The sequence below is a fragment of the Succinatimonas hippei YIT 12066 genome (assembly GCF_000188195.1).
In the GTDB taxonomy this organism is placed as follows: Bacteria; Pseudomonadota; Gammaproteobacteria; order Enterobacterales; family Succinivibrionaceae; genus Succinatimonas; species Succinatimonas hippei.
Window position 1 is genome coordinate 1 of the sequence record NZ_GL831009.1, and the last position, 25,428, is coordinate 25,428.

General features: G+C 43.6%; 20 protein-coding genes, 1 other RNA gene and 1 pseudogene. 15 read left to right on the forward strand and 7 right to left on the reverse strand.

All coding sequences use genetic code 11. The annotated features are described in order from the left end of the window. Positions 1-199 precede the first annotated feature (199 nt). Positions 200-2,338 (forward strand): IS1634 family transposase, encoded by a 2,139-nt coding sequence (locus HMPREF9444_RS06080; protein ID WP_009143523.1) that lies wholly within the window; start codon positions 200-202, stop codon positions 2,336-2,338. A gap of 23 nt (positions 2,339-2,361) precedes the next feature. Here the strand turns inward: HMPREF9444_RS06080 and HMPREF9444_RS10990 are convergent, their stop codons facing one another. From HMPREF9444_RS10990 to smpB, 6 genes are all read right to left on the reverse strand, one after another. Continuing rightward, complete coding sequence (locus HMPREF9444_RS10990; protein ID WP_009143524.1) at positions 2,362-2,544, reverse strand: hypothetical protein; 183 nt, start codon at positions 2,542-2,544, stop codon at positions 2,362-2,364. 53 nt (positions 2,545-2,597) lie between these two features. Further along, a complete protein-coding gene (locus HMPREF9444_RS06085; protein WP_009143525.1) occupies positions 2,598-3,041 on the reverse strand; it encodes a GNAT family N-acetyltransferase in 444 nt (147 codons plus the stop codon). A gap of 375 nt (positions 3,042-3,416) precedes the next feature. Further along, on the reverse strand, positions 3,417-4,793 hold the full coding sequence (locus HMPREF9444_RS06090) for an MFS transporter (RefSeq protein ID WP_040909328.1): 1,377 nt from the start codon (positions 4,791-4,793) through the stop codon (positions 3,417-3,419). 129 nt (positions 4,794-4,922) lie between these two features. Then, a complete protein-coding gene (locus HMPREF9444_RS06095) occupies positions 4,923-5,729 on the reverse strand; it encodes a hypothetical protein (protein WP_009143527.1) in 807 nt (268 codons plus the stop codon). A 181-nt stretch (positions 5,730-5,910) separates the two neighbouring features. After that, positions 5,911-6,274: a transfer-messenger RNA gene (ssrA, locus tag HMPREF9444_RS10805) on the reverse strand. 42 nt (positions 6,275-6,316) lie between these two features. Then, the gene (smpB, locus tag HMPREF9444_RS06100) at positions 6,317-6,796 is read right to left on the reverse strand and encodes an SsrA-binding protein SmpB (RefSeq protein WP_009143528.1); all 480 of its coding nucleotides are present in this window, start codon (positions 6,794-6,796) and stop codon (positions 6,317-6,319) included. A 273-nt stretch (positions 6,797-7,069) separates the two neighbouring features. Here smpB and rpsO point away from each other — a divergent pair, with 273 nt between their 5' ends. The 14 genes from rpsO to ftsW all read left to right on the forward strand — a co-directional run bounded on the left by rpsO (position 7,070) and on the right by ftsW (position 24,789). Beyond that, positions 7,070-7,339: a 30S ribosomal protein S15 gene (gene rpsO, locus HMPREF9444_RS06105; RefSeq protein WP_040909329.1), complete on the forward strand. Its 270-nt coding sequence runs from the start codon at positions 7,070-7,072 to the stop codon at positions 7,337-7,339. Positions 7,340-7,680: 341 nt separating this feature from the next. Then, entirely contained in the window at positions 7,681-9,843 is a 2,163-nt protein-coding gene (gene pnp, locus HMPREF9444_RS06110; RefSeq protein WP_009143530.1) for a polyribonucleotide nucleotidyltransferase, read from the forward strand. A 257-nt stretch (positions 9,844-10,100) separates the two neighbouring features. Continuing rightward, positions 10,101-11,474 carry a sodium-dependent transporter gene (locus HMPREF9444_RS06115; RefSeq protein WP_009143531.1) on the forward strand — a complete coding sequence of 458 codons (1,374 nt, stop codon included), beginning with the start codon at positions 10,101-10,103 and terminating at the stop codon, positions 11,472-11,474. Positions 11,475-11,488: 14 nt separating this feature from the next. Continuing rightward, the gene (locus tag HMPREF9444_RS06120) at positions 11,489-12,859 is read left to right on the forward strand and encodes a sodium-dependent transporter (RefSeq protein ID WP_009143532.1); all 1,371 of its coding nucleotides are present in this window, start codon (positions 11,489-11,491) and stop codon (positions 12,857-12,859) included. Positions 12,860-12,870: 11 nt separating this feature from the next. After that, complete coding sequence (locus tag HMPREF9444_RS06125) at positions 12,871-14,244, forward strand: sodium-dependent transporter (RefSeq protein WP_009143533.1); 1,374 nt, start codon at positions 12,871-12,873, stop codon at positions 14,242-14,244. Positions 14,245-14,534: 290 nt separating this feature from the next. Then, a complete protein-coding gene (gene mraZ, locus HMPREF9444_RS06130; protein WP_009143534.1) occupies positions 14,535-15,017 on the forward strand; it encodes a division/cell wall cluster transcriptional repressor MraZ in 483 nt (160 codons plus the stop codon). Positions 15,018-15,036: 19 nt separating this feature from the next. Beyond that, positions 15,037-15,987 (forward strand): 16S rRNA (cytosine(1402)-N(4))-methyltransferase RsmH, encoded by a 951-nt coding sequence (rsmH, locus tag HMPREF9444_RS06135; protein WP_009143535.1) that lies wholly within the window; start codon positions 15,037-15,039, stop codon positions 15,985-15,987. Next, positions 15,987-16,535, forward strand: coding sequence for a cell division protein FtsL (ftsL, locus tag HMPREF9444_RS06140; RefSeq protein WP_009143536.1), 549 nt, complete (start codon positions 15,987-15,989; stop codon positions 16,533-16,535). The genes rsmH and ftsL overlap by 1 nt, the downstream gene beginning before the upstream one ends. 2 nt (positions 16,536-16,537) lie before the next feature. After that, complete coding sequence (locus tag HMPREF9444_RS06145; protein WP_009143537.1) at positions 16,538-18,232, forward strand: peptidoglycan D,D-transpeptidase FtsI family protein; 1,695 nt, start codon at positions 16,538-16,540, stop codon at positions 18,230-18,232. Positions 18,233-18,246: 14 nt separating this feature from the next. Beyond that, positions 18,247-19,767 (forward strand): UDP-N-acetylmuramoyl-L-alanyl-D-glutamate--2,6-diaminopimelate ligase, encoded by a 1,521-nt coding sequence (locus HMPREF9444_RS06150; RefSeq protein WP_009143538.1) that lies wholly within the window; start codon positions 18,247-18,249, stop codon positions 19,765-19,767. A gap of 10 nt (positions 19,768-19,777) precedes the next feature. Beyond that, entirely contained in the window at positions 19,778-21,163 is a 1,386-nt protein-coding gene (locus tag HMPREF9444_RS06155; protein WP_009143539.1) for a UDP-N-acetylmuramoyl-tripeptide--D-alanyl-D-alanine ligase, read from the forward strand. Beyond that, a complete protein-coding gene (mraY, locus tag HMPREF9444_RS06160) occupies positions 21,160-22,242 on the forward strand; it encodes a phospho-N-acetylmuramoyl-pentapeptide-transferase (RefSeq protein WP_040909330.1) in 1,083 nt (360 codons plus the stop codon). Before HMPREF9444_RS06155 ends, mraY begins: the two co-directional genes overlap by 4 nt. 10 nt (positions 22,243-22,252) lie before the next feature. Further along, entirely contained in the window at positions 22,253-23,590 is a 1,338-nt protein-coding gene (gene murD / locus HMPREF9444_RS06165) for a UDP-N-acetylmuramoyl-L-alanine--D-glutamate ligase (protein WP_009143541.1), read from the forward strand. Between the two features lie 5 nt (positions 23,591-23,595). Further along, a complete protein-coding gene (gene ftsW / locus HMPREF9444_RS06170) occupies positions 23,596-24,789 on the forward strand; it encodes a putative lipid II flippase FtsW (protein ID WP_009143542.1) in 1,194 nt (397 codons plus the stop codon). A gap of 265 nt (positions 24,790-25,054) precedes the next feature. On the opposite strand, the pseudogene HMPREF9444_RS10810 reads toward ftsW, so the two are convergent. Next, positions 25,055-25,216: pseudogene (locus tag HMPREF9444_RS10810) on the reverse strand (DUF29 family protein); the annotation flags it as partial. Positions 25,217-25,428 lie beyond the last annotated feature (212 nt).

Consider the following 25,428-nt stretch of genomic DNA (forward strand, 5'->3'; position numbering starts at 1 on the left):
CCGGTGACCTGCGGTAACCAATCCGCGTATATCACCCGAGTTTAGTAGTTACTGAAGATTTTTAAATCTCTTAAACGCCGCTCCGTCAAGGCACGGCGTTATTTTTGTAGTCGGTAAATTATTTTATTATGTGGGTTTTATATAGGTTATGGAATGTGTTATACTATAGGCAGGTTGTTTATTCTCCGCAGGCCCTGTCATGTATCTGTCCAAACGTAAAAACGGCAAGCACTATTATTTGTCTTTAGTCGAATCAGTCCGCGTCAACGGTCAGGTATATAAAAAGACCGTCAAGCAGTTCGGACGTATTGACCTGTTAGATCCGCAGTTTGTCACAAGTCTTGAGGAACAGTATGCCAAACAGAAGCTCTCCCGGCAGCTGACCGCGCAGCAGCAGCGGGACGAGGCGGTTAAAGCAGTACAAAAGCTGCAGCACAGTGCGGTTTTGGACTCACACTTTAATAAAGCACCGTTATTGCATTACGGACATTTGCCGTTAAAGGCGTTATGGGAGCAAATATTCGGACTTAAATACAAGCTGGACCGGCTGCAGGCTGCGGAAAGTGCAATCTCCGCCTATAAAATCAACGATATTGCTTTTTATTTAACCGCACTTAAGGTACTTGACCCGCAATCTTATTTGGGAGCCTATCAGGCACAATCATCTTTTCTCTATAATCCCCTAGCGGGCATTGCTCTTGACAATATTTATGCCGCCTTAAGTTTTCTGCACAAATTCAAGGATGACATTCTCGCCCATGCGGTGAAAAAGCTTAACGTACATTATCAGGGCGAGCCGCGTTTGATTTTCTACGATTGCACCAACTGTTATTTTGAAAGTCCTTATGACGACAAGGAGCAGTTCATTCATAACTATACGGCCAAGATAAAACGCGGTTTGGAAAAAGCCGGATATTCCGTATCCGAGATTGATGCATATCTGCAGTCTGCAGAGTTCCGACAGGAAGTGACGGAAGAAGTCGAGTCCCGTACTTTTTACCGGATGCGCGGACCGTCCAAGGAAAGCCGTTTCGCTCAGCCGCTGACTGCGATAGCCTTAGTGATTGATGACCGGGGAATGGTGCTTGACTATACGGTGTTCTCCGGCAATCTTTCGGAGTTTAAAACTCTGGAGCCGGCGATTAAACGGCTGCAGAATAAATACCGGGTCAAAAACTCTTATGTGGTTGCCGACCGCGGCCTCAACTCCGTGCTTAATCTTAAAATGCTCAAGCAGCAGGAGCTGGGATTTATCGTCGCGCAGAAAGTATCTTATCAAGAGAAGAAACTAAGAGAAATGATGTTGAGTGCCGACGGCTGGAAAACTCCGGACGGCTCTGTAAGACTTGACGACATTGCGGACGAGCCGTTTCGTTATAAAGTATGTGACTATGTCAAAACCGCTCGAGTAAAACAGGATGACGGTAAAGAGAAATTAATCACACAGCCCTGCAAAATTATCTTCACCTATAGTGAGAAACGCTATAAGAAAGACCTCTATGAGTTGGACAACGCCGTTGCCCGCGCGCAAAAAGCTCTTGAAGAAAGGAAACTGCTTAAAACCTCCTTCGGCAGCGGCTGGCGCTCTTTAGTCGCCACCAAGGCCGAAAGCGTATCCGGTAAAGAAAAAGAAATGTACCGCGTCACCGGGCTTAAAGCTGAGGTTATCGCCGAAAGAAGAGCAATTGCCGGATATTCCGCCGTGGTATTCTCCCCACCTGCCGGGCTTGCTGCAGAAGAGCAGTTTACGGCTGAAGAAATTCTCGGAGCCTATAAGCGTCTGGTGAGAATCGAAGACTGCTTTAGGGTGATGAAATCAACCTTCTCCCTTCGTCCCATGTTTGTCAGAGAGTATGAACATATCAATGCTCACTGCCTGTTATGCGTATTGGCATTAAACCTGCTGCGCGTTATCGGGCTTAAGCTTAACGACATAAACGACAGCATTAATCTTAATGACATCTCACAGGCATTAAGCTCCGCTAAACTGGTGATGCTGCCGACCGGAGCTGATGAGCCGCTGTTTATCAACTGCACGGAATTTAACGATATCTATACCAAAGAAAGAGTGAAACCGGGCAGAAGCAAAGCTGCGCTGAATGAGCTTAATGATGCCGCTAAAATCAGGGACGACTATATACGAGAACGCCAAGAAAATGCCGATAAGCTCGACCGGATACTGCAGGCGTTGGATTTAACTCCGCTACCGCTTTATGCCACGCTTAACCAAGTACAGAAAGCGCTGAAGATAAGGATAGGTGCCGACAAAATGATCGACCCGGCGCTAAACGCCGTCAGTGAAATTCTCGCTCAAGAAAACCCGGGCAAAACGGCATAACCCACACGGAAAAAATCAAATTTTTATATAAGATGCATTCTTATGCCGTTTTTTGACTTTAAAGGTACTAAACTCGGGAAAGACGGTGCGATCCGGCGGCGAAACCATTGACCTGCGGTAACCAATCCGCGTATATCAGAGTGGTCAAGCCCCGTAAAGTACGGCAAGAGATCTCTTGAAAATATTATCTGCGGTGCTATTGACATCGGTCACTTCATATCAGCAGTAGGAATCATCGGCCTTTAGGTCGGTGAGGATGTCAATTTTTTTTCTGTAAATAAATCATATCTTTTAGCAGAGTACCGGCTTCATATATCGGGTGATCATAATTATCTGTGAAAAAGTTTTTAATGCGATGCGACCGGATAAAACCGCATTTTTCATAAAAAGGGATTGTCAAAGGGCTATCACCTGTGCCTACCTGCAATATAGAATATTTACCTGTATATGTAGCAGCAATAAAGTCAATTAGTGCTTTACCGTAACCTTTTCCCTGATCTTCCGGATTGGTTGCAATATTTTTGATTTCAAGAACTCCTTTACCTTCATCAGTCACGATACATACGCTTTTAATACCGTTATCGTCTAAAACATACATTGTTCCTCTATCAATATAGAGGTTGATCATGCTCTCTTGCTCATCGGCTAATAATAACAAGGGAAGAAATTGTTTTTTATTTTCTTTGATTTCTTTAATTTTCATATCAGAACAATTTACCAAATTCCGGATATAACCCTGTATTTAATTTTACTGTATGAAAAGTTCCATTTCTTTATGGTCTTATATCAATGTTTTTTGATATTTAATACGTTTGCGTGGTTAAGACTAAAGCAGATCATGTAAAGAAATTACTTTAAATCTCTGAGAATTGAGTTTGTAATCTGCATGAAACTATTGTCCAATCTCAGGATCTGTAAACTATCAAAGCAGAGGATTTACAGACGCTGTGTTTGCTTTAAAACTTATAATTTGTTTTTTCTTGCAAGTTGTTCGCTCTTTGAGGGCGCACAATTTTGTTTTCATGATCGCGTTTACGTATCCGGAGGACGTAGTGTCTTAAGGATAATTGAAACAGGTTTAATTCCTCTCTCTTTTAAGAGCAGTAATTGAAGCATAAAGATTTAAAAGCGTAGTTATAAAACACATCAGAGCCGATACTTTAAACATTAAGGCAATTCCTTGCGACAGCTCTTCAATATAGGTGTGAATTTGAGTATCTGAGCTTATCATGGCGTTTAAGATAAGAGTCATGACTGCCATTGAAATTGCCATACCCGCAGTACGTACTAATGACTGCAGGGAAGAGGCTAAAGCATACTGTGTACGCGGTACTGAGCTCATGACAATATTGGTATTAGGCGGCGAGAAGATTCCGGTACCGAATCCGGTTATAAATAAAAGCACGGTGATCATATAGAGAGGAGTGCTTACTTTAAGAAAGGTAAAACCTACAAAACCTGCAGTGACCAATATCATTCCGCATACAGTTAGTATATGGACACCGAAACGTCTGGTTAAAGATGCGCTAAGTGATGATCCTATAAGCATCATTACAGGTTGGGACATTAATATAAGGCCGGTAAAAGTAGCATTGTAGCCGCAGACAATCTGCAGATGTAAAGATAAAAGCATCGCAATGGCAAAAGTTGCGATGAAATTTAACATTGATATTGCTAATGCCAGTGAGAAATCGGTGTTTTTGAGAACGTTAGCAAGCGGCAGAACCGGACGGTTGGCTTTTTGTTCGGCAAGCAGGTACAAAAAGATAAGAGCGATACTAATACAGATAAAAATAATAGCGTAATGATTAATGTTAAGCGATGAAACGGTTACAAGAGAAATAGTCATCGCCGTAAAACATAAGATCATCCTCACTAAAGGAAAACCGTGAGCAATTGGTTTATCTGCAGGAACTTTTAAGGCTAAAACATAACCTATAGTCTGTCCTAAAGCACCTAAAACAAAAATTTGCTCCCAGCCGACGGTATCGGAAATAACTCCTGATAATAAAGGCGCGATGGAAATTCCTGCATAAACGGATGACACGACAAAGGCAAGAGCTGAAGCTCGTTGTTCTTTTGCGGTTCGGTCGACGATTAAGGCCATACCGGTACAAAACGGCAGTGCAAAAGCTATTCCTTGAAAGGATCTTAATAAAATAAGAGTAAAAAAGTTTGGAGCAAGCGGAATAATTATGGATGTAATTGCTGCAAGTATTGATCCTGCACGGTAAATTGCCAGGTATCCCTTAAAATTGGCAAGTGCCGTAGCCGGAATTAAAAAAGCAGCCGAGGTGATCATGAAGGCGTTTATCACCCAAGTAATATTATCAGGAGGTACTCCGTAATCCGCGGCGATAAAGGGCGTAGCAACATTTATGGCATTACCCATAAATGAGCTGAGAAAACTGCTGATGCATACGGAAAGAAGCAGTGCATTATCAGTTATCCGCATTTTTCTTGCCTGTAAAAGATGGAAAAGTTGTCGTAATACTTTATTTATTGTAATGAAAAAGGCATAAAAGAATTTTTGCTATGCCGCAATTTTAAACCTCGGGCAGAAAAGCCCAAGGTTGATGAGGGATTAATTTTCCGGTGAGGAGCTGCCGGTATCTTCGGTATTGCTTTCATTAACAGACAAGATTTTAACTTCCCAGATATAAGGTAAACCGATCATTGAGTTGGATACATTCCAAATCCCCGGGAATTCTTCAAAATCAATATAAGCTCTTACGGTATCACCTTGCTTAAGTCCGGGAAGAATTGAAGCAAAAGGATTATTTTTACCTAATTTGCTCATTGACAGTCTGTCGTTTAGCATATAGCTGTGGACTTTTAAATCCAACGTCAAAAGTTTGGCTTCAATCTCGACATCATTTTTGTCACTGATGATGGGAGCATCCTTGCTGCCGCTTTCAAGTTTTATGACGTAAATTCCTTTAACTGCTTCTTTGATTCCGGGGATTTTGGCAATAGCGCTTAAGTATTCACGTGCGATTGTGCGGTTACTGCCGACAATTGCCTGCTGATTAATCGGATCTGCCGTATAAGTACGATTTTCTCTAAAAGTACAGGCAAGTCCTTTATCGGTAATAATAATCGGTTTTTCCTGGGCGCAGAAATCACCTATGACATCAAGAGTATCTTTTTGATCTTCTTTTTTAGGATCGGGACGGTAGATTAAAGTATCCCCCGGAAGGCAAAATCCTAAATTGTCACTATTATCGACTTTACAGGTTGCAGGAAGCCTGTCTTGTAATTTGACTTCTGTGTTTACCGTACGGCTTGGCTCCGTTGCTGTGGTATTGGCATCTTCTTTAGTGTCAACTTCACTGCAGGAACATACGGCAAACAATGATATAAATGCGATAAGGTAAAAATTTTTGAACATTTTGTAACTCTTAAATTAAAAGATATTTTGTTTTCGTTAATTATTACCTTTGTTAAAGAGATTTCAACAAGTTTTAAACTTGGTTCTGAAGATTTTTAAAGAAAGGGTAAATCTATGGGCAAAAACAAAAAATGACCGCAATTGCAGTCATTTTTAGGGGATGTGAAAATTTTCATAATCTTGGTGGAGATGGCGGGATTTGAACCCGCGTCCCAAAAGACTTCATCTTCAGCACTACATGTTTAGGTTTGTCTACGATCTTGATACCGGCTGCGGACAACCACGCTACCTTGCACCACAGTCTGGTTAATCCTTTAGTACTTCATCCTCAGACGGGGGATTCCATACGATCTAGTGAAAAACTGACCCCGGATTAATTAAGCGTCACTAGAAAGGCTTAAAACCGAGGGCTTTACGCAGGTTATTAAGCTGCTAAAGCGTAGTTTTCGTCGTTGGCGACTATTTTTTGTCGACAGTTTTACGAGTTACCGAGCTCGACATGCGCCTTGGAATCCATGCTTCCGGTCGAATCCAGAATCATCCCCAAGCCATGACATTATATATAAAAGTCAAAAAGAAGCAATGAATTAGAAATTTTTTTTCATAATACGTTCTTTTTCACGCTGCCACTGTTTTTCTTTTAAGGAATCGCGCTTATCATGCTCTTGCTTGCCTTTTGCGATGCCGATTTCAAGTTTGGCCCATGAGCCTTTCCAGTATAAACGCAAAGGAATGATGGTATATCCTTGGCGCTGAGACTGCCCGATAAGTTTATTTATTTCTCTGCGGTTTAAAAGCAGTACTCGTGTACGGGTAGGGTCGCAGACTACGAAAGCGCATGAATTTTTAAGCGGATTGATGGTAGCGCCCAATAAGATAGCTTCTCCATCTTTAATCGTGACGTAAGCTTCTGAAATATTGGCTTTTCCTGCGCGCAAAGATTTTACTTCCCATCCCTGCAGCGACAATCCTGCTTCAATGCGATCCTCTATAAAATAATCATGAGTGGCACGGCGATTGACCGCTATGACATTATCGCCTTGTTTATGTTTTTTCTTGCCCGCCATAATATTTAAGATCCTATTTTAAGTAGTTGTTATCAGTTGTTCAGCGCCGTGAGGTGAGAATGCTAATTTTACTTTAAAAAATCTCATTATCTTCATATTAGCTTATGAATTTTTTTTACTTTTTGATTTTAAGATGATTTCTTGAACTCTTTGTACGTTTTACCGCCATTTTGATCGAATTTGGTGAATTATTTATGTTAAAATTTGTGGGCTACCCCTCCTGAATTTGTGATTGGAAGGGGCGTATTTATTTCACAAAGGAGCATTTTAAAAATGGCATTAAGTGTTGAAACCAAAGCTAAGATCGTCGCTGAATTTGCCCGTGGAGAAAGAGATACCGGTTCTCCTGAAGTTCAGATTGCACTGTTAACCTACAGAATTGCTGACTTGCAGCCGCACTTCCAGGCAAACAAGAAAGATCATCACAGCCGTCGCGGTTTGTTGCGCATGGTTGCTCAGCGTCGTAAGCTTCTCGACTACTTAAAGGCTTCTGACGTAGAGCGTTATACCGCTATCGTTGAGAAGTTAAAGCTCCGTCGCTAATAACGACTGGCACGGGCGGCAGTTTGCCGCCCGAATTTTACGTAAATTCGCGGTTATTTTCGGCGTAAGCTCGGGAAATTCCGGCGAGGGCAGCTTTTGCTGTTTAGTTTTTTGGCTTAAAAGATTTCAGGAATGAGGGGCAAGGTGCCGCTCTGACTTGATTGAGGGTGTTGTGTGAACATGCCCGCGGTAGTCTTTTTATATATGAAAATATATAAATTAAAAGGCTATCGGTTAATGGAAGATTTTTTCCATAAAGTTTCGTGCGTAAGCGCGTGACAGTTCATGAGGATTCGCAGCAGGCAGTTTTTAATTGCGGATCTTTGTAGGAGATATTTTTAATGAATTTAAAGCCTATCACCCGCACCTTTAAATATGGACGTCATACTATTACTTTAGAGACAGGTGCTATTGGTCGTCAGGCTGATTCGGCTGTTATGGCCTCAATGGATGATACTACTGTTTTTGCAACCGTAGTGTGCAACCGCCGCGAGCAGGTCGAGGGCAGAGACTTTTTCCCTCTTACTGTAAATTATCAGGAACGTTCTTACGCGGTCGGCCGTATCCCAGTCAGCTTCTTTAGACGTGAAGGTCGTGCCTCAGAAGGCGAGACCCTTATTTCAAGACTTATTGACCGTCCTTTGCGTCCTTTATTCCCGGACGGTTTCGTTAATGAAGTCCAGGTTGTAGTTACAGTAATGTCGGCTAATCCTGAAATTCCGACTGACATTATTTCCATCATTGCAGCTTCTGCTGCACTGTCCACCTCTGGACTTCCCTGGAACGGGCCTTTAGGCGCTGCACGCGTCGGCTATATTAACGGACAATACGTTTTAAATCCGTTGACTTCGGAAACTGAAGAATCCGATCTTGATTTGGTTGTTGCAGGTTCTGACAAGGCCGTCGTTATGGTTGAGTCCGAAGCCAAGATCCTTCCTGAGGATGTAATGCTCGGCGCTGTTATGTACGGACATGAGCAGCAGCAGGTCGTGATTAACGAGATTAAAGAGTTCGCAAAAGAAGTTAACCGCCCTGTCTGGGACTGGAAAGCTCCTGAGCCTGATTATGAATTAATCAATGCCGTTAAAGCTGATGCTGCGGAGAAAGTAGGCGAAGCTTTCCGCATTGTTGACAAGCTTGAGCGTCAGAACACTCTTTCAACCATTGAGGCTGAGACCATTGAGAAAGTTAAAGCTCAGAAAGAAGAGTGGGCTGAAAAAGATCAGGAAATTGCCAAGATCTTCTTTGACTTGGAACGCGATATCGTAAGAGAACGCATTTTGTCAGGTGAAAAACGTATTGACGGACGTACTTTGCGCATGATCCGTCCGATTACCGTAGCTTCAGGCATTTTGCCGCGCGTTCACGGCAGCGCTTTATTCACCCGCGGTGAGACTCAGGCGATTGCTACCTGTACCTTAGGTTCCGAGCGTGATGCTCAGACCTTTGAGGATATGTCGGGAACAAGAAGCGATCGTTTCATTCTCCATTACAATTTCCCGCCTTATTGCGTAGGCGAGACGGGACTTATCGGTTCTCCTAAGCGTCGTGAGATCGGTCACGGACGTTTAGCCAAACGCGCTTTGCGTGCCGTTCTGCCGGATATGGAGCGTTTCCCGTATACCATTCGCGTCGTTTCTGAAATTACCGAATCAAACGGATCTTCATCCATGGCTTCAGTTTGCGGCGGATCTCTTGCATTATTTGATGCCGGTGTTCCGTGTAAAGCTGCAGTTGCCGGCATTGCAATGGGCCTTGTAAAAGAAGGTGATCGCGTTGCTGTTTTGACCGACATCATGGGCGATGAAGATCATTTGGGCGATATGGACTTTAAGGTAGCAGGTACTACCGAAGGCGTTACCGCTTTACAGATGGATATCAAGACCGACGGTATTACCCGTGAGATTATGCAGCAGGCTTTGACTGACGCACATGCCGCCCGTCTGCATCTTTTGAAGATTATGGGAAGAGCGTTGCCGAATCCGCGTCAGAATCTTTCTCCGTATGCCCCGCGCATCGTTACCATTCAGGTTCCGCCTGATAAGGTTAAGGAAATTATCGGCAAGGGCGGATTCAATATCCGTGCCATTCAGACCGCCACCAATACTTCAATCGATATTGAAGATGACGGAACTGTAAGAATTTCCGCAAATACTGCAGCTGCAGCCGATCAGGTTATCGCCCGTATTAACGATTTACTTGTTGAGGTTGAAGTCGGTCGTATTTATGAAGGCAAAGTAGTTCGTATCACCGATTTCGGTGCTTTTGTAAATATTTTGCCGGGACGTGACGGTTTGGTTCATATCTCTCAAATCGTTGATGAGCGTGTCGATAACGTCAACGATTATCTGCGTGTCGGTGATATCGTTAAAGTCAAGGTTCTTGATCTTGATAATACCGGACGCATTCGTTTGTCGATTAAAGCGGTAAACGAGGAGAATAAAGCTCAGGACGAAAACGCTGAAGTTCAGGCAGAAGCTTCGGAAACTTCTGAGCAGCAGTAATAAATCGTAACAGCTAGAACCCGAAAATTAAAATTTTCGGGTTTTATATTGACAGTGCGGCCGGGGGTAATGCTTAACCTAGCCGCAAAATTTTTTAAGGGAATGGCGAGTCCTATTTGCCTGTTATGTGAGTGTTAATTCAGCTTTCAGCAGGAATATCGCTAGGCTTTAGGCGAAGATTACTTCGTTTTTAGCTGCAGGAATCCCCGACTTTATTAGGGGAGTAACCGTCAACGTAAGAAGACAGGTATTGTTTTATGGCAACACGTGAGCATTTTTCATCCCGCTTGGGGTTCATTCTGATATCTGCAGGATGCGCTATCGGACTTGGTAACGTATGGCGTTTCCCTTTTATCACCGGACAATACGGCGGAGCTCTGTTCGTCCTTATCTATTTATTCTTCATGATTGCTTTCGGTGTACCTCTTCTATCTATGGAACTTGCTATCGGACGTGCCTCACGCCGTACCTTGGCCCGTTCTTTTGAGGAGTTACAACCCCAAGGCACTCATTGGCATTGGCACAAGTTTTGGATGATTGCCGGCAATTACGTGCTGGTATCTTTCTATAGCTTAATTACCGGTTGGATGCTGTTTTACTGCATTAAAGGCTATATGGGAGAGTTCGGCGTTAACACTCCTGCCGATGTTGCAGGCGCTGATTTCAACGCTATGCTCAATTCTCCGTCAAGCATGTTTACCAGTATGCTGGCAGTGACAGCCATAAGTTTCGGTATTTGTGCCTGCGGTTTAAGAAAAGGCGTGGAGCGCATCACTAAGCCGATGATGCTCTTGTTGTTCGTGCTGCTTATTTTCCTTGCCGCCCGTTCCTTCACATTGTCGGGATGGCGTGAAGGTCTTTCTTATTATCTTGCCCCTAATTTGGAGAAGTTAACTTCAGCTGGCCTTATGGAAGTAGTTACTGCCGCCATGGGACAGGCTTTCTTCTCGTTATCAATCGGTATCGGCGCCATTCAGGTATTTGGCACTTATATGAATTCTTCCCATACCTTGGCTAACGAAGGCTTTACCATTACCGCCTTAAACACTATGGTAGCTTTGCTGTCAGGTCTTATCATTTTCCCTGCATGCTTCAGCTACGGCGTTGAGCCGGGAGCCGGCCCCGGACTGATTTTCGTAACCTTGGTCTCCGTATTCTCCAATATGTCAAACGGTGCATTCTGGGGTGGTACTTTCTTCCTCTTTATGCTCTTTGCCGCAATCTCAACTTTAATTGCCGTGTTTGAGAATATAGTGGCTATTACGATGGAGTTGTTTACGACATCGCGCCGTCGCTCCGTGATGATTAATTTCGTTATCATCATGGTAATCGGTCTGCCGTGTCTCTTTGGCTTTAATTATCTTTCCGACGTCCATCCTTTAGGCGGAAATTCGACATTCCTTGATCTTGAGGATTTCATTATTTCCAATAACATTTTGCCTCTAGGTGCTTTATGCTATGCCTGCTTCGTTACCTTCAGACATGGCTGGGGATTTGAGAATTATCTTAAAGAGGCCAATACCGGCGAGGGCTATAAGATCCCTAAATGGAGCAAGTTCTATTACCGCGTTATCATTCCGGTTGCAATTGTTTTGCTCTTAATCAACTGTTACATTACCGTGTTCGGCTAATTTAAGGTTTTTTCATGGCTCGTGAACAATTTTCATCACGCCTTGGGTTCCTGCTGATTGCCGCAGGATGCTCAATCGGACTTGGTAACGTATGGCGCTTCCCGTATATCACGGGAGAATACGGCGGCGCCATCTTCCTTGTTATCTATTTATTTTTCCTTTTTTTGGTCGGCGTACCGATTTTGACCATCGAACTTGCGGTAGGCCGTGCATCTCGTCGCAGCCTCGGCAAATCTTTTGAAGAGATTTCTCCAAATACCAAATGGAATTTAAACAAGTTCCTGATGATTTCGGGAAATTATGTTTTGATGGCCTTTTACAGCTTGGTTACAGGCTGGATGTTTTATTACATGATCAAAGTGGGCAGCGGTGCTTATACCGGTGTTATCTCCCGTGATGAAGCCGGCGGCTTATTCGGCAGCATGCTTGCCGATCCTGCATCGCAGTTTATATGCACTTTGATTGTGGTAATAGGATCTTTTGCAGTATGTGCCTGCGGTTTGCAAAAAGGCGTAGAGCGCATCACCAAGCCGATGATGATCCTGCTTTTCGTGCTGCTTGTTTTTATGGCGGCCCGTTCTTTTATATTGCCGGGAGCAAAGGAAGGCATCTCTTATTATTTGATGCCGAACTTCTCTAACCTTAAAGAGCACGGAATTTTAAACACCCTGTCGGCGGCTATGGCGCAGTCGTTTTTTACCTTGGGTTTAGGTGTCGGTTCAATCCAGATTTTCGGCTCGTACATGAATAGGGAGCATACTTTGTTTTCCGAAGGTATGACTCTTACTATTCTAAATACCGTTGTCGCAGTATTGTCAGGTTTTATTATTTTCCCGGCGTGCTTTAGCTATGGAGTGCAGCCGGACTCTGGACCTGGGCTTGTTTTCATATCTTTGGTGTCGGTATTTTCCAATATGGCATACGGTCAGGTTTGGGGAGCGGTGTTCTTCCTTTTCATGCTGTTTGCCTCGGTATCCACTCTGATTGCGGTATTTGAAAACATCATTGCCATTTGCATGGAAATTTTCGATATTTCCCGCGTCAAATCGGTGGTCTATAACTGCATCGTGATTATTCTGCTCGGTATCCCGTGTCTTTTAGGTTACAATCTGTGGTCGGATATTCAGCCTTTGGGGGCGGGCAGTACGATTTTGGATACTTATGACTTTATCCTATCCAAGAATATCTTACCTTACGGAACTCTTTGTTATATTTTGTATGTGGTTTTAAAAAGAGGCTGGGGTTTTGACAATTATCTTAAAGAGGCCAATACCGGCATCGGCATCAAGATCCCATTGTGGGCTCTTAACTATTATAAATTTGTCCTTCCTGTGGTCATTGTGGTTTTATTCCTGCAAGGATACGTGGAAATATTCGGTAAATAAAGGAAAACATTATGTCTTCTGATCGCGAACAGTTTAAAACACGCTTGGGCTTTTTATTAATTGCCGCCGGCTGTGCAATCGGCCTTGGCAACGTGTGGCGTTTCCCATATATCACCGGAATGTACGGCGGAGCTCTTTTCGTAATCATCTATCTTGCATTCCTTCTTTGCGTAGGTATGCCGCTTTTGACTATCGAGCTTGCCATAGGACGCGCTTCCCGCCGCTCGATAGCCCGTGCTTATGAAGTTTTAGAAAAACCGAAAAGCAAATGGCATTTAAATAAATTCTGGCAGATTCCGGGAAGCTATATCCTGATGTCTTTTTACGGTGTTATCACCGGCTGGCTTTTCTATTACATGATCCGCTTTTTTGTGGGCGGATTTGAGGCCGGTATTCAGCAGGAGCAAGCGGCAGTGGAGTTTTCCGAACTTCTTGCTCATCCTTTAACCATGTTCGTATGTATGACCACCGTGGTTGTAGCTTCTTTTGCCATCGTAGCTTTGGGCGTGGTCCGCGGTGTTGAGCGCATCACTAAGCCGATGATGCTTCTGCTTTTTGCTTTGCTGATTTTTATGGCTTTACGCTCTTTTACATTGCCGGGCTTTAGTGAAGGCATCAGCTACTATTTAATGCCTAATGCCGATAATATTTCCAAATACGGAATTATGGAAGTGTTGTGGGCGGCAATGGGACAGTCTTTCTTTACTTTGTCCGTAGGTCAGGGATCTATCCTTATTTTCGGCAGCTACATGGATAAGCAGCATACCCTCGTTACCGAGGCTACCTGCATATGCGGACTTGATACCACTGTGGCTCTTTTGTCCGGATTTATCATTTTCCCGGCCTGCTTTAGCTATGGAATTGCACCGGATGCCGGTCCCAATCTGCTGTTCGTCACTTTGACCACGGTATTTTCCAACATGTCCTTAGGCTGGTTCTGGGGCGGACTTTTCTTCCTCTTCATGCTGTTTGCCGCAGTATCTACTTTAATTGCCGTGTTCGAAAGCATTATCGCCATTTCCATGGATTTGTTTGCCGTATCCCGCGTCAAGGCGGTTATCATCAATTTCCTGATTATTACGGTGATGGCAATTCCGTGTGTTCTCGGCTTCAATTATTTAAGCTTCGTCCATCCTTTAGGTTTCGGAACCATTTTGGATTTTCAGGATTTCCTTATCTCCAATAATGTCCTGCCTATAGGTTCGCTTATTTTCGTACTCTTTATTACGGCTAAAAACGGTTGGGGCTTTGATAATTATTTAAAGGAATGCAATATCGGTAACGGTATCAAACTTTCACGCGGCCTTATCTGGTATTTCCGTTTCATAATGCCGATTATTATCGCCGTACTGCTTGTTGCCGGCTACGTGAATATTTTCGCTTAATTTAAAATCTTTTGTATTAAAAGGCGTTCGTCTAAAAAACGAGCGCTTTTTTGATCTTTCTTCCCACTTTTCTCCATTTTCGTTAAAAATTTTTACGACTTTCAGTATCTTCAATGTAAAGATAAACCCTTTTAAAACAGTTTGTATTGATATTTATATCTTGTTTTATATACATAAATTCAGTTTTTTTCTTTGTTAAACAAAATGTTGCCCAGATTTTGATTTTTGGTATAAACTAATAAATGGGAAAAAGTGGATCAAAGTGGTAAAAATAACCGGACACGATTTTTATGCGCAGCAGCCTTCTCTTATGCGGTACCAGTGAAATCGCCCTTGACGACAAGGGTCGATTGGCCGTGCCTGCGCGTTATCGCGAGATTTTAAAAGATGAATGCTGCGGTGAATGCGTTATCACCCGTAGTCTTTTTGATCCCTGCCTGTGGCTTTACCCTAAAACTGAATGGGAAATAGCAGCAGCGGCTTTAAGCTCTCTTCCTTCTCTTACCGATGAACTGTGCAGAAGTCTGCAGCGTTTACTCTTAGGCAGTGCCGTCTATGTCAAAATGGACGGACAGAGCCGTATTTTATTGCCTCAGGAATTGCGCAGTGCAGGATCGATTAGTAAAAAAGCCGTACTTATCGGTATGCAAAATAAATTCGAGCTTTGGTCTGAGGAGATTTTGCAGCAGCAGCGTTCACGCGATATTCAGATGATTGCAGATGAACGCGCCACCCTTTTGTCCCACCCTGAACTTAAGAACTTGAAGCTTTAACTTTAGTGAAGGAGCGGACATGGCATTTTCACATATTCCGGTTTTATTAAATGAAACTCTTGCAGGCCTTAACATAAATCCTGACGGAATTTATGTCGACGCAACTTTCGGTCGCGGCGGGCATAGTCGTGAGATTTTAAAAAGATTAAATAAAAACGGCCGTTTATACGCTTTAGATCGGGATCTAAGCGCAATCGAAGCGGCAAAAAGCATTGCCGACGAACGGTTTTCTATAGTTCATGCTCGCTTTTCACAGTTAAAAGAAGTTTGTGAAGATTTTGGGATCTTGGGTAAAGTAAACGGGATCCTCATGGATATCGGCGTGTCATCTCCGCAGCTTGATGATGCTTCCCGCGGATTTTCGTTTGATAAGGACGGTCCTTTGGATATGCGTATGGATCAAAGTGCGAAAATCGATGCCGCTTTGATCGTAAATACGTATGATGCAAAAGATCTTGCTTATATTTTTAAAACTTACGGCGAAGAACGCTTTGCCGGTAAAGTGGCAAATGCCATCGTAAGACAAAGAGAAAAGACTCCTTTTACCACCACTTTGGCTCTTGCTGATCTCATAAGTGCATCCATCCCCGGGAAACCAGGGCCCAAGCACAAAGCTACCCGCTGCTTCCAAGCTTTGCGTATTGCGGTAAACAGTGAGCTTGAGGAGCTTAAATCCGCTTTGGACGGAAGTATTGACGTCCTTGATAAAGACGGAAGATTATGCGTGATTTCATTTCATTCTCTTGAAGATCGCATAGTGAAAACATTTATCCGGGAAAATTCGGAAGGCCCTAAGCTTCCGCGCGGCTTGCCTATAACCGATGAAGAATTGGCGGAATTGAAACTAAAGTCCTGTACGCTGCAAAAAATAAGCGGAGCGATAAAGGCGACAGATGCTGAAATTTCGCAAAACCCCCGTTCGCGCAGTGCCGTACTTCGCGTCGCCGCCCGTCTTGGGAGGAGTTTATAATGTTCAACGATAATACCGCGTTAAATCTTGATAACGAGAACTTAAAAGCCGCTGAAAAAGAAGACTCTGCGCAAGAGAGCAAAGAGCAGGAAGCGGTATTGCCTTTTTCTCTTAAGACTAAAGATAATGAAAAAAGCGATCATGTAAATGAGCAGAGTATTGATGAGTTTGAAAACCTCAAAATGGATTCAGGCGAGGATCGCTATTTTTCATATCGTCCTGAGTACGCTAATTTATGGCAGATAGAGGAGCGTTTAGTTCCTTCGATTCTTGCCGATATCTCTAAAAATTTCCTTACCTATTTTTTAGGCGCGGTTTTATGTGCTTTGAGCTTATATAAAGTTTATCAAGTACAGGAAACCCGTGATTTGACGGCCCGTTACAATGAAGTAATGATGAATAATGAAAATTTGCATAAGGAATGGCTGTCATTACTCGCTCAGCGCCAGACTTTGTCTGAGCAGGGAGCAATTCGTGAAGCTGCAACGCAAAAGCTTAAAATGGTTGCGCCTAAAACCGAAGCCGAACAGGTAATCAAAATTAACTGAAAATGGTTTATAAGCCTTCTTTAAAAAATAAAACCTTTACTTTAAGCCTTTTTCGCGTCGTGATCGTGTGGCTGGTCGTACTTTTAAGTATGGCCTTTTTATTGACGCGGTTATTTTGGATTCAGGTTTTGCATCCTGAAAATCTGATTAAGGAAGGAAATTCGCGCGTGATGCGTAATTATTCCTTCGAGCCGGCGCGCGGTCTTATTACCGATCGCTTTGGACGGATTTTAGCTATTTCCGTACCGGTTAAAACGGTCTATGCCGATGCTTTGGAGTTAAGCCGCAATAAAGTTACCTATGATGTTGAGAAGATAAAAAAGGTAGCCGCAATTTTAGAACTGTCGCCTCAGGAAGTATTTAGCAAAATTAAAAACCCCAAGCGCAGACACGTGCGCTTAAAACAGTATTTGGCGCTTGATAAGGCTAAAGAATTATCCGATATGCGCCTCCCCGGCATCATTATCAATGATAACTATCAGCGCTATTATCCGACGGGCGCGGTGAATGCGCATTTAGTAGGCTTGCTTAATTCTGAAGGTGACGGGGTCTACGGAGTGGAGCAAAGCTTTAACAGCTATCTGTCGGCAAAAGCCTTATCGCGTGTTGCGCATAAGGATTTGCAGGGGCACATCATCGAAAACGTTGCGACTCTTGAAGAGGGGAAAGCCGGCGGTAACTTGATGCTAAGCGTTGATGATCGTCTGCAGACTATAGCATACAGCTCGCTGCAAAAGGCCGTGACGGATCATGCTGCAGAAAGCGGATCTGCAGTCATGATCGATGTTAAAACGGGCGAAGTCCTTGCGATGGTTAATTACCCGTCATTTGATCCCAATGATCGCAGCGTGTTTAACAGTGAAAAAGCTAAAAACCGTTCAATTACCGATATTCTGGAGCCGGGATCTACGGCAAAACCCATAGTGGCTTTAGCCGCTCTTGAGCAAAATACCGTTTCGTGGAAAGAAGTTATCGACACCAGGCCTTTTGTTGTTGACGGCAAATTAATCCGCGATTCTCATGCGATGAATTACGGAACTTTAACGGAAATTTTAAAGTATTCGTCAAATACCGGTATGGCGCATATTGCTTTGCGTACCGGACCTACTAAGATTTTGGATACTTTAAGGCAATTCGGTTTGGGGCATTCAACCGAAAGCGGACTTGTCGGCGAAGTAAACGGAACATTAAACGCCAATCGCAGATTCTGGTCGGAAATCGATAAAGCTACTATCGGTTTCGGTTACGGTTTTGCCGTTACTCCTTTACAGTTAAGTTCGGCCTATGCGACTCTTGCCAATTACGGCTTAAGGCTTCCGGTGTCGATTTTGCGTCTGCAGCAAAAACCTACCGCTCTCCAGGTAGGAGATGTTTCTGAGATTAAACGCATTCATGCTGCGCTTGAGACTGTAGTTGCACAAGGAACCGGCGGCAAAGCCGCCATCGATCGCTATCGTATTGCAGGTAAAACCGGTACTGCCAAAATTGCTCAAGCCGGCGGTTACAGTTCACGATATTTTGCTTCATTTGCAGGCTTTGCACCGATCTCCGATCCGCGTTTTGCCTTGGTTGTGGTGATTAGAGCCCCGCAAAAGGGCAGTATTTACGGCGGTACGGTTTCAGGTCCTGTTTTCAGGGATGTGATGACGCGTGCCTTGCAGCTTTATAATATAGCGCCTGACAAAGCGGATAACTAAGCGGGAATTAAGAAATGGAACATATACAAAGACCCAGAACATTGCAGGAAGTTGCGGCTTTTTTGGAAGAAGACAAGAATGTAGGAACTTGTTCTTTGTCAACGCTTGAAGAGGACTCACGAGAGGTTCTGAAAAACTCTCTTTTTTATGCGCATAAAGGGCATACCGTCGACGGATTTGATTTTATGTTAAAAGCCCAGGAGCAAGGTGCTGCGGCTATTATTTGTGATTATGATAAGGATCCTTCGGCTGAACAGTTAAAAGATGTGACAATTCCGCTTTTGCATCTGAAAAAAGGAATGTCCGTCGGCGAGTTTGCTTCCTGGTTTTATTTCAGCCCTTCATCAAAGCTGCGTCTTATCGGCATTACCGGCACCAACGGCAAGAGCACCGTAACTCAGCTTATTGCGCAGTATCTTGCTTTATTCAACCGTAAATGTGCGGTTTTCGGGACTTTAGGCTACGGTTTTTTGCCTAACTTAAAACAAAGCTCCAATACCACATTAAGTGCGATTGCTTTACAAAAAGCATTGGCTGAAGCCGTAAAAGAAGGGGCGGATTATGCGGCTTTAGAGGTATCATCAATCGGCGTTTGCGAGGGGCGTATTGACGGCTGTATTTTTTCCGGCGGAGCTTTTACCAATTTAACTCGCGATCACCTTGATTATCATAAGACGATGGAAAATTACGCCAAGGCAAAACGTGAGTTTTTAAATCGCGTCAATCCCGATCATTTATGCCTTAACGTTGATGATGCAATGGGTAAAACCGTCGCGACTTTAAAGCCGGAGGCAATTTTATTTTCACCAAAAGGGGCCCTTGCCGTAAATTCTCCGGACAAATCAGTAAAACATGCACTTTTGAACGTAACCGGCATTGAGTATAAGCACGACGGGCTAAAGCTTAGAATCGACAGCTCTTTTGGCAAAGGTGATGCCTCTTTATCTCTTTTAGGATCTTTTAATGCCGAAAATTTCCTTTGCGCTTTAAGCGTACTTTTAAGTTTCCATTTCCCGCTTAAAGATCTGCTTGATAAAGCATCTCAATTAAAACCGATTTGCGGGCGCATGGAGTGCTTTTATAAGGAAGGTAAACCGCGCATGATTGTGGACTACGCGCATACTCCCGACGGGGTCGAGAGTGCGCTTAAGGCAGCTCGCAGTCATACTCCGGGCGGCAAAGTCTGGTGCGTTTTAGGCTGCGGCGGCGACAGGGATAAAGGCAAGCGCCCGATGATGGCGATAAAAGCCTGCGTTTATGCCGATAAAGTGATCTTTACTTCAGACAATCCGCGTACTGAAGATCCGGTACGCATATTAGAGGATATGGAGTCAGGGGTAAAAGGCAGTGCTGATAACTATGAGTGCATCGTAAAACGCGAAGATGCCATTACCAAAGCCTTTAAAGAGGCGCAGAGCGCAGATTGCGTGGTTGTCGCCGGCAAAGGTCACGAAGATTATCAGATTATAGGCAAGGTCAAACATCATTATTCGGATCGTGAATTTGTAATGAGTCTTTTAGACCTTAAAGCATAGGACCTAAGATATGATCCCTTTTTATTTAAGTGAACTTGCACGAAAAGCACAGGGCACATTGTCAGGAGAGGACATAGAAGTAGCAAGCGTCACGACGGATTCGCGCAATTGCCCGCCGGGAAGCCTTTTTATCGCGTTAAAAGGCGAGAAGTTTGATGCCCATGACTTTCTTGAAAAAGCCGTCTTATCAGGAGCTGCAGCTTTGGGTGTAAGCCTTGGCGGTAATTTTTCCGTTCCGTGCGTAAAATGCGCCGATACTTTGCGTTTACTAGGTCTTGCAGGTCTTTTGGTGCGGGAAAAATGTCCGGCAAAAATCGGTGCGGTAACCGGATCCTGCGGTAAAACCACTGTCAAAGAAATGGCTTATTCCATATTAAAGCAAGGCTTTAACGCCATGTGTACTAATGGGAATTTTAATAATGACGTCGGAGTGCCGCTTACTTTATTAAGACTTGATGAAAAGCTTGATTATGCAATCATCGAGCAGGGGGCAAGCCATAAAGAGGATATTAAGCGTACTTCCGAATTCGTACAGGCCGATGCGGCGGTAATTACCAATGTGGGCCAGGCGCATATTGAGGGATTCGGATCGGCCTACGGAGTTTATAAAGGCAAAAGCGAGATTTTGGATTCGGTCCTTGCGCGCGGCGGAATCGGTATCGTGCCTTCCTGCAGTCAGTGGATTGACGAGTGGAAAAAAGATTATAAAGAAGCTTTTTTGCAAGGAAAGATGTTGACTTTCGGCTATAACGACGATGATTTCGTCAAAGTAAGCGAAGTTAAAAGTTCATCCCAAGAAGTGTCTTTTATTTTGACGGCAAAAGGACAAAGCGAGCAGATAAAGCTTAATCTTTTAGGCAAGCACAACGCACAGAATGCAGCTGCCGCTGCAGCTTTATGTTTGGCTTTAGGCTGTGATTTTAAATATATAAAGCCGGGGCTTGAAAATACTTCATCGGTAAAAGGCCGCCTGCAGGTTAAAAATTTTGCAGGTTTTACCTTGATTGATGACGCTTATAACGCAAGCTTTAACGCCGTGCTGTCGGGAATTGATACTTTAAGTTCTTTTGCTGGATTTAAGGTCATGGTTTTCGGCGATATGGGGGAGCTTGGGGATGAGGCGGTATCTTTACATGAAAAAGTAGGTTTATACGCTAAAAACAAGATAAATCTGTTATTATGCCTCGGCCCGCTTTCACGGCACAGCGTAGAAAAAGCAGGGAGTATTGCCCGTCACTTTGACAGCCATGATGCGCTGGCCGCATTTTTAAAGGACGAGGTTTTAAAACGGCATGATAATGCCGTGATTTTAGTAAAAGGATCGCATGCAATGCGCATGGATCTTATTACCGATAAGCTTATAGCGTTAAGTGAGAGCAAGGATAACATTAAATGATCATCTTACTTTCAGAATATCTTTCATCATATATCGATTCATTTCGAATCTTCAGTTACCTTACATTTCGCTCGGTGCTTGCCTTGTTTACCGCTCTTGCCTTATCTTTGTGGCTTGGCCCGTATGTTATTCGCAAGCTGCAGGTTCTGCATTTTGGACAGGTTGTGCGCAAAGACGGACCTGAAAGCCATTTGAAAAAACAGGGAACCCCGACCATGGGCGGGGTGCTTATTAACGGCGTTATTGTAATAACCATGCTTTTATGGTGCCGTCTTGATAATCCCTACGTATGGATGACAATCGTTACAATAGTCGCATACGGACTTATCGGTTTTGCCGATGATTATCTTAAAGTGGTGCGTAAAGATCCGCACGGTCTTAGAGCCAAATATAAATATTTCTGGCAGTCAGCCGCCGCCGTGTGCCTTGGCTGTTGCATGTACGGTATGGCCAAAAATCCGGGTGAAACTTCGCTTGTCATTCCGTTTTTTAAAGATTTTATGCCGGATTTAGGTTTTCTTATTATCCCGCTTGCGTATTTCGTTTTAACCGGATCGTCAAATGCCGTTAATTTAACCGACGGTCTTGACGGTCTTGCTATTGCCACCACCATTACCGTAGCGGCAGGTTTAGGCGTTATCGCCTGGCTTACCTCAAACGCCAATTTTGCGGTTTATCTGTACATTCCGTATTTGCCCAACGCATCGGAATTGGTTGTTGCCTGTACTGCTATAGTCGGGGCGGGCCTTGGCTTTTTGTGGTTTAACACCTATCCTGCTGAAGTTTTCATGGGTGATGTCGGATCTCTTGCTTTAGGTGCAGTTCTTGGCATTATTGCTTTATTGTGTCGTCAGGAAATTCTGCTTTTTATTATGGGCGGAGTTTTCGTGATGGAAACGATAAGCGTGATTTTGCAGGTCGGATCTTATAAGATGCGCGGTCGCAGAATTTTTAGGATGGCGCCGATTCATCATCATTTTGAAAAGGGCGGTTGGCCTGAGCCGCGCGTATTCATGCGTTTTTGGATTGTTACTCTAGTTTTGGTTCTTATAGGCCTTATTACTTTAAAGCTTCGCTAAAGAGTTTTTTATGAATAAAGATTTAAACGGTAAAAAAATTGCTGTTCTCGGCTTGGGCATTTCCAATGTCGCAGTCATAAGTTATCTTTTAAAACACGATCTTAAAGCCCTGGGGGTTTATGACACCAGAGCAAATCCTCCTTACGTTGATGATCTGCCGTCAGGAATTGATTTGCGTTTAGGCCCTTTGAATATTGAGGAGCTTAAAACTTACGACATGCTGGTCGTAAGTCCGGGACTTAGCATTTCTCTTCCGGAAATTGCCGCTGCAGGCAATGCTGGGGTAGAAATTGTAGGTGACGTCGAACTGTTCGGTCGTGAGGTTACTGATGTGCCGATTATCGGTATTACCGGCAGCAACGGTAAATCCACGGTTACCGCACTTGTCGGCTATATTCTGGAAAAAGCCGGAATCCCGAGTGCCGTCGGAGCCAACTTCGGCAATGCCGTATTCGATATTTATTCAAAGCGTAACCGGATGTACGTTCTTGAACTGTCAAGCTTTGAGCTTGAAACTACGAGCTCTTTGCATTTAAAGGCGGGCGTAATTTTAAACGTTTCAGAAGATCATTTGGATCGCTATGAAGGATCGATTGATAAGTATCGCGATGCCAAACATCGTATCTTTATGCATTGCGACAATATTATCGTCAATCGCGACGATCCGCGTACATTCCCGGCAAACGGCCACTATGCCGCAAGTTTCGGCTTGGATGATTTAAGCTACGGTCGTGAGGAAACTCCTGAAACCACTTATCTTACGGTTAACGGCAGAAGGGTTTTGGATGTAAAAGATCTTATTATCTGCGGACGTCATAATGAGCTTAATGCTTTGGCTGCTATGGCGCTTGCCGATGCGGTAGGTATTGATCGCAACGTGCAGATTGAAGCATTAAAGACATTCCCGGGTCTTGAGCATCGCTGCCAGCTTATCCGCGAACTTGACGGCGTAAGCTATTATAACGATTCAAAAGCTACCAACGTGGCTTCGGCTCAGGCGGCAATCGAAGGCTTATGTTCTCGTCATCCGCAAGGCATTATTCTTTTGGCAGGAGGCCTCGGCAAAGGTCAGGACTTTACGCCGTTAAAACGCTATCTTGGAAAAGAAGTATCAGCCATGTTCTGCTTCGGTAAAGATGCCGATAAGCTATTGAGCCTTGATGAAAAGTATACTCACAGCGTGCTTAATTTGCGTCAGGCTTTAAATTCTGCCGTACAGATGGCGCGTCCGGGGCAGGCTATTTTGTTGTCGCCTGCTTGCGCTTCCTTTGATCAATTCAAAGGTTTTGAAGAGCGCGGACGTGTTTTCGTTAATCTCGTAAGACACTTAAAGGCTGATGAGGAATAAAGCCGATGAGTGAAAAAGCTGCTGCAGCGCCGGTTTTAAAAAAAGCAAAAGACAAAAACAAAGTTTGTTTTGATCGTATGCTTTTGCTGGTGGCTTTAGCGTTAATGGGGATAAGCGTGGTGCTCATAAGCTCCGCTTCCGTTATGGAAAGTCTTACCCGCTTTAACGATCCGATGTATTTTTTAAAGCGCCAGCTTATTTATGTCATAGCAGCTTTGTTTTTGGGCCTGGTTTGTGCGGCGATTCCGACCGGGGTATGGAAAAAATACAATATGGCATGTATGTTTCTTACCCTAGTACTGTTAATTTTGGTGCTGATTGTAGGTCGTGAAGTAAATGAGGCCAAACGCTGGATCCATTTAGGTTTTATCAATATTCAGCCGGCTGAAGTCTTAAAACTGTGTTGGATCTTGTATTTTTCAAGCTATACCTGCCGCAAAATTTATGAAGTGCAGTCAAGACTCTCAGGCTTTATTAAGCCGATGATCTTTATTGCGGTAATATCCTTGATGCTTTTGGCTCAGCCTGATTTCGGGTCATTGGTGGTAATAACCTGTATTACCTTCGGTATTTTGTTTGTGGCCGGAGCCGGTCTTTTAAAGTACATTGCCACTTTGACCATCGTCGGGGTTATCGGCGGTATTCTGGTAATGATTCAGCCGTATCGCATGCGCCGTATTTTATCTTTTCTTGATCCTTGGGAAGATCAATTCGGAGCGGGATATCAGCTTACCCAATCACTGATGGCTTTCGGCCGCGGCGGTTTAACCGGAGAGGGCCTTGGCAATTCCATTCAGAAGTTAGGTTATCTGCCTGAAGCGCATACTGACTTTGTGACCGCAATTTTAGGTGAAGAATTCGGCTTTATCGGCATGTGTGCGGTGATTTTGCTTGAATTTATTATCGTTTATAAAGCAATTGTCATATCGTTTAATATTTTGCGCAAGGCTCCTTTATATCAAGGCTATGTAGCTTTCGGCATCGGAGTATGGTTTTGTCTGCAGACGGTAATTAATATCGGGGCAGCCTCAGGAGCGTTGCCGACCAAAGGTCTTACTTTACCGCTGGTAAGTTACGGCGGTTCATCTCTTTTTGTCTCAATTGCCGCTATTGCTATTTTATTGCGCATTGATTTTGAGTGGCGTAACGGGAGCCTTAAAGCTGATCTAAAGGAAAGTCTGCAGGGCAAAACTTCTTAGTGGGTTTTACGGCAAAGTTGATTTAAAGCGTTATTGCCGTAAAAAGTTTAATTAAGACGGGAAAAAACTATCATCAAAGATTTGATCTGCAGACTAAGGATTTTCATTAGATATATTTACTCCTGTTTCATTTGCAGTTAAGGTTTGTTCGTCTTCCTATGCACTTTCAATTCAATTTTTAGCGTTTAAGTAAGATTTTAAGCTCGGAGTGTGTTTTTAGGCTTTTTTGATTGCTTTGCATTGGTTTTTAATGGTTATTCCCAATTCAAGCCTTGGCTTGCAGGCTAAATTGCTGCTTTAAAAGATAAGTAATCAGCAATGTCTGACGGTTTGCTAACTCTCTTTTTTCACTTTTGCCTGAGTCTTCAATCTTTTCTGCTAAATTTATTAAATTTAACTTGTCGAATTGACTTGAATGCATGAATGCGGCTTGTTCATTTGCCTAAGCAATAATATCGCGATTATAAAGAGTTTCCATATTTAACCACTTTGCGGTCTTGCCAGATTAAATTCAACTGTACGAAAAGCTGCATTCTTATGTTTAAACCGTAACGCTAATTTTTAGGTATGCCCCAGATTAATGGCATACCAAACTATTGATGTATTCGTCCGTTAAATTCAGATCAAGTTTCCTGCATA

Bases quoted from the DNA above. Each gene is read 5' to 3' on its own strand.
- HMPREF9444_RS06080 (WP_009143523.1), top strand. From the start codon at position 200: ATGTATCTGTCCAAACGTAAAAACGGCAAGCACTATTATTTGTCTTTA.
- HMPREF9444_RS10990 (WP_009143524.1), bottom strand. From the start codon at position 2,544: ATGTCAATAGCACCGCAGATAATATTTTCAAGAGATCTCTTGCCGTAC.
- HMPREF9444_RS06085 (WP_009143525.1), bottom strand. From the start codon at position 3,041: ATGAAAATTAAAGAAATCAAAGAAAATAAAAAACAATTTCTTCCCTTG.
- HMPREF9444_RS06090 (WP_040909328.1), bottom strand. From the start codon at position 4,793: ATGCGGATAACTGATAATGCACTGCTTCTTTCCGTATGCATCAGCAGT.
- HMPREF9444_RS06095 (WP_009143527.1), bottom strand. From the start codon at position 5,729: ATGTTCAAAAATTTTTACCTTATCGCATTTATATCATTGTTTGCCGTA.
- smpB (WP_009143528.1), bottom strand. From the start codon at position 6,796: ATGGCGGGCAAGAAAAAACATAAACAAGGCGATAATGTCATAGCGGTC.
- rpsO (WP_040909329.1), top strand. From the start codon at position 7,070: ATGGCATTAAGTGTTGAAACCAAAGCTAAGATCGTCGCTGAATTTGCC.
- pnp (WP_009143530.1), top strand. From the start codon at position 7,681: ATGAATTTAAAGCCTATCACCCGCACCTTTAAATATGGACGTCATACT.
- HMPREF9444_RS06115 (WP_009143531.1), top strand. From the start codon at position 10,101: ATGGCAACACGTGAGCATTTTTCATCCCGCTTGGGGTTCATTCTGATA.
- HMPREF9444_RS06120 (WP_009143532.1), top strand. From the start codon at position 11,489: ATGGCTCGTGAACAATTTTCATCACGCCTTGGGTTCCTGCTGATTGCC.
- HMPREF9444_RS06125 (WP_009143533.1), top strand. From the start codon at position 12,871: ATGTCTTCTGATCGCGAACAGTTTAAAACACGCTTGGGCTTTTTATTA.
- mraZ (WP_009143534.1), top strand. From the start codon at position 14,535: ATGCGCAGCAGCCTTCTCTTATGCGGTACCAGTGAAATCGCCCTTGAC.
- rsmH (WP_009143535.1), top strand. From the start codon at position 15,037: ATGGCATTTTCACATATTCCGGTTTTATTAAATGAAACTCTTGCAGGC.
- ftsL (WP_009143536.1), top strand. From the start codon at position 15,987: ATGTTCAACGATAATACCGCGTTAAATCTTGATAACGAGAACTTAAAA.
- HMPREF9444_RS06145 (WP_009143537.1), top strand. From the start codon at position 16,538: ATGGTTTATAAGCCTTCTTTAAAAAATAAAACCTTTACTTTAAGCCTT.
- HMPREF9444_RS06150 (WP_009143538.1), top strand. From the start codon at position 18,247: ATGGAACATATACAAAGACCCAGAACATTGCAGGAAGTTGCGGCTTTT.
- HMPREF9444_RS06155 (WP_009143539.1), top strand. From the start codon at position 19,778: ATGATCCCTTTTTATTTAAGTGAACTTGCACGAAAAGCACAGGGCACA.
- mraY (WP_040909330.1), top strand. From the start codon at position 21,160: ATGATCATCTTACTTTCAGAATATCTTTCATCATATATCGATTCATTT.
- murD (WP_009143541.1), top strand. From the start codon at position 22,253: ATGAATAAAGATTTAAACGGTAAAAAAATTGCTGTTCTCGGCTTGGGC.
- ftsW (WP_009143542.1), top strand. From the start codon at position 23,596: ATGAGTGAAAAAGCTGCTGCAGCGCCGGTTTTAAAAAAAGCAAAAGAC.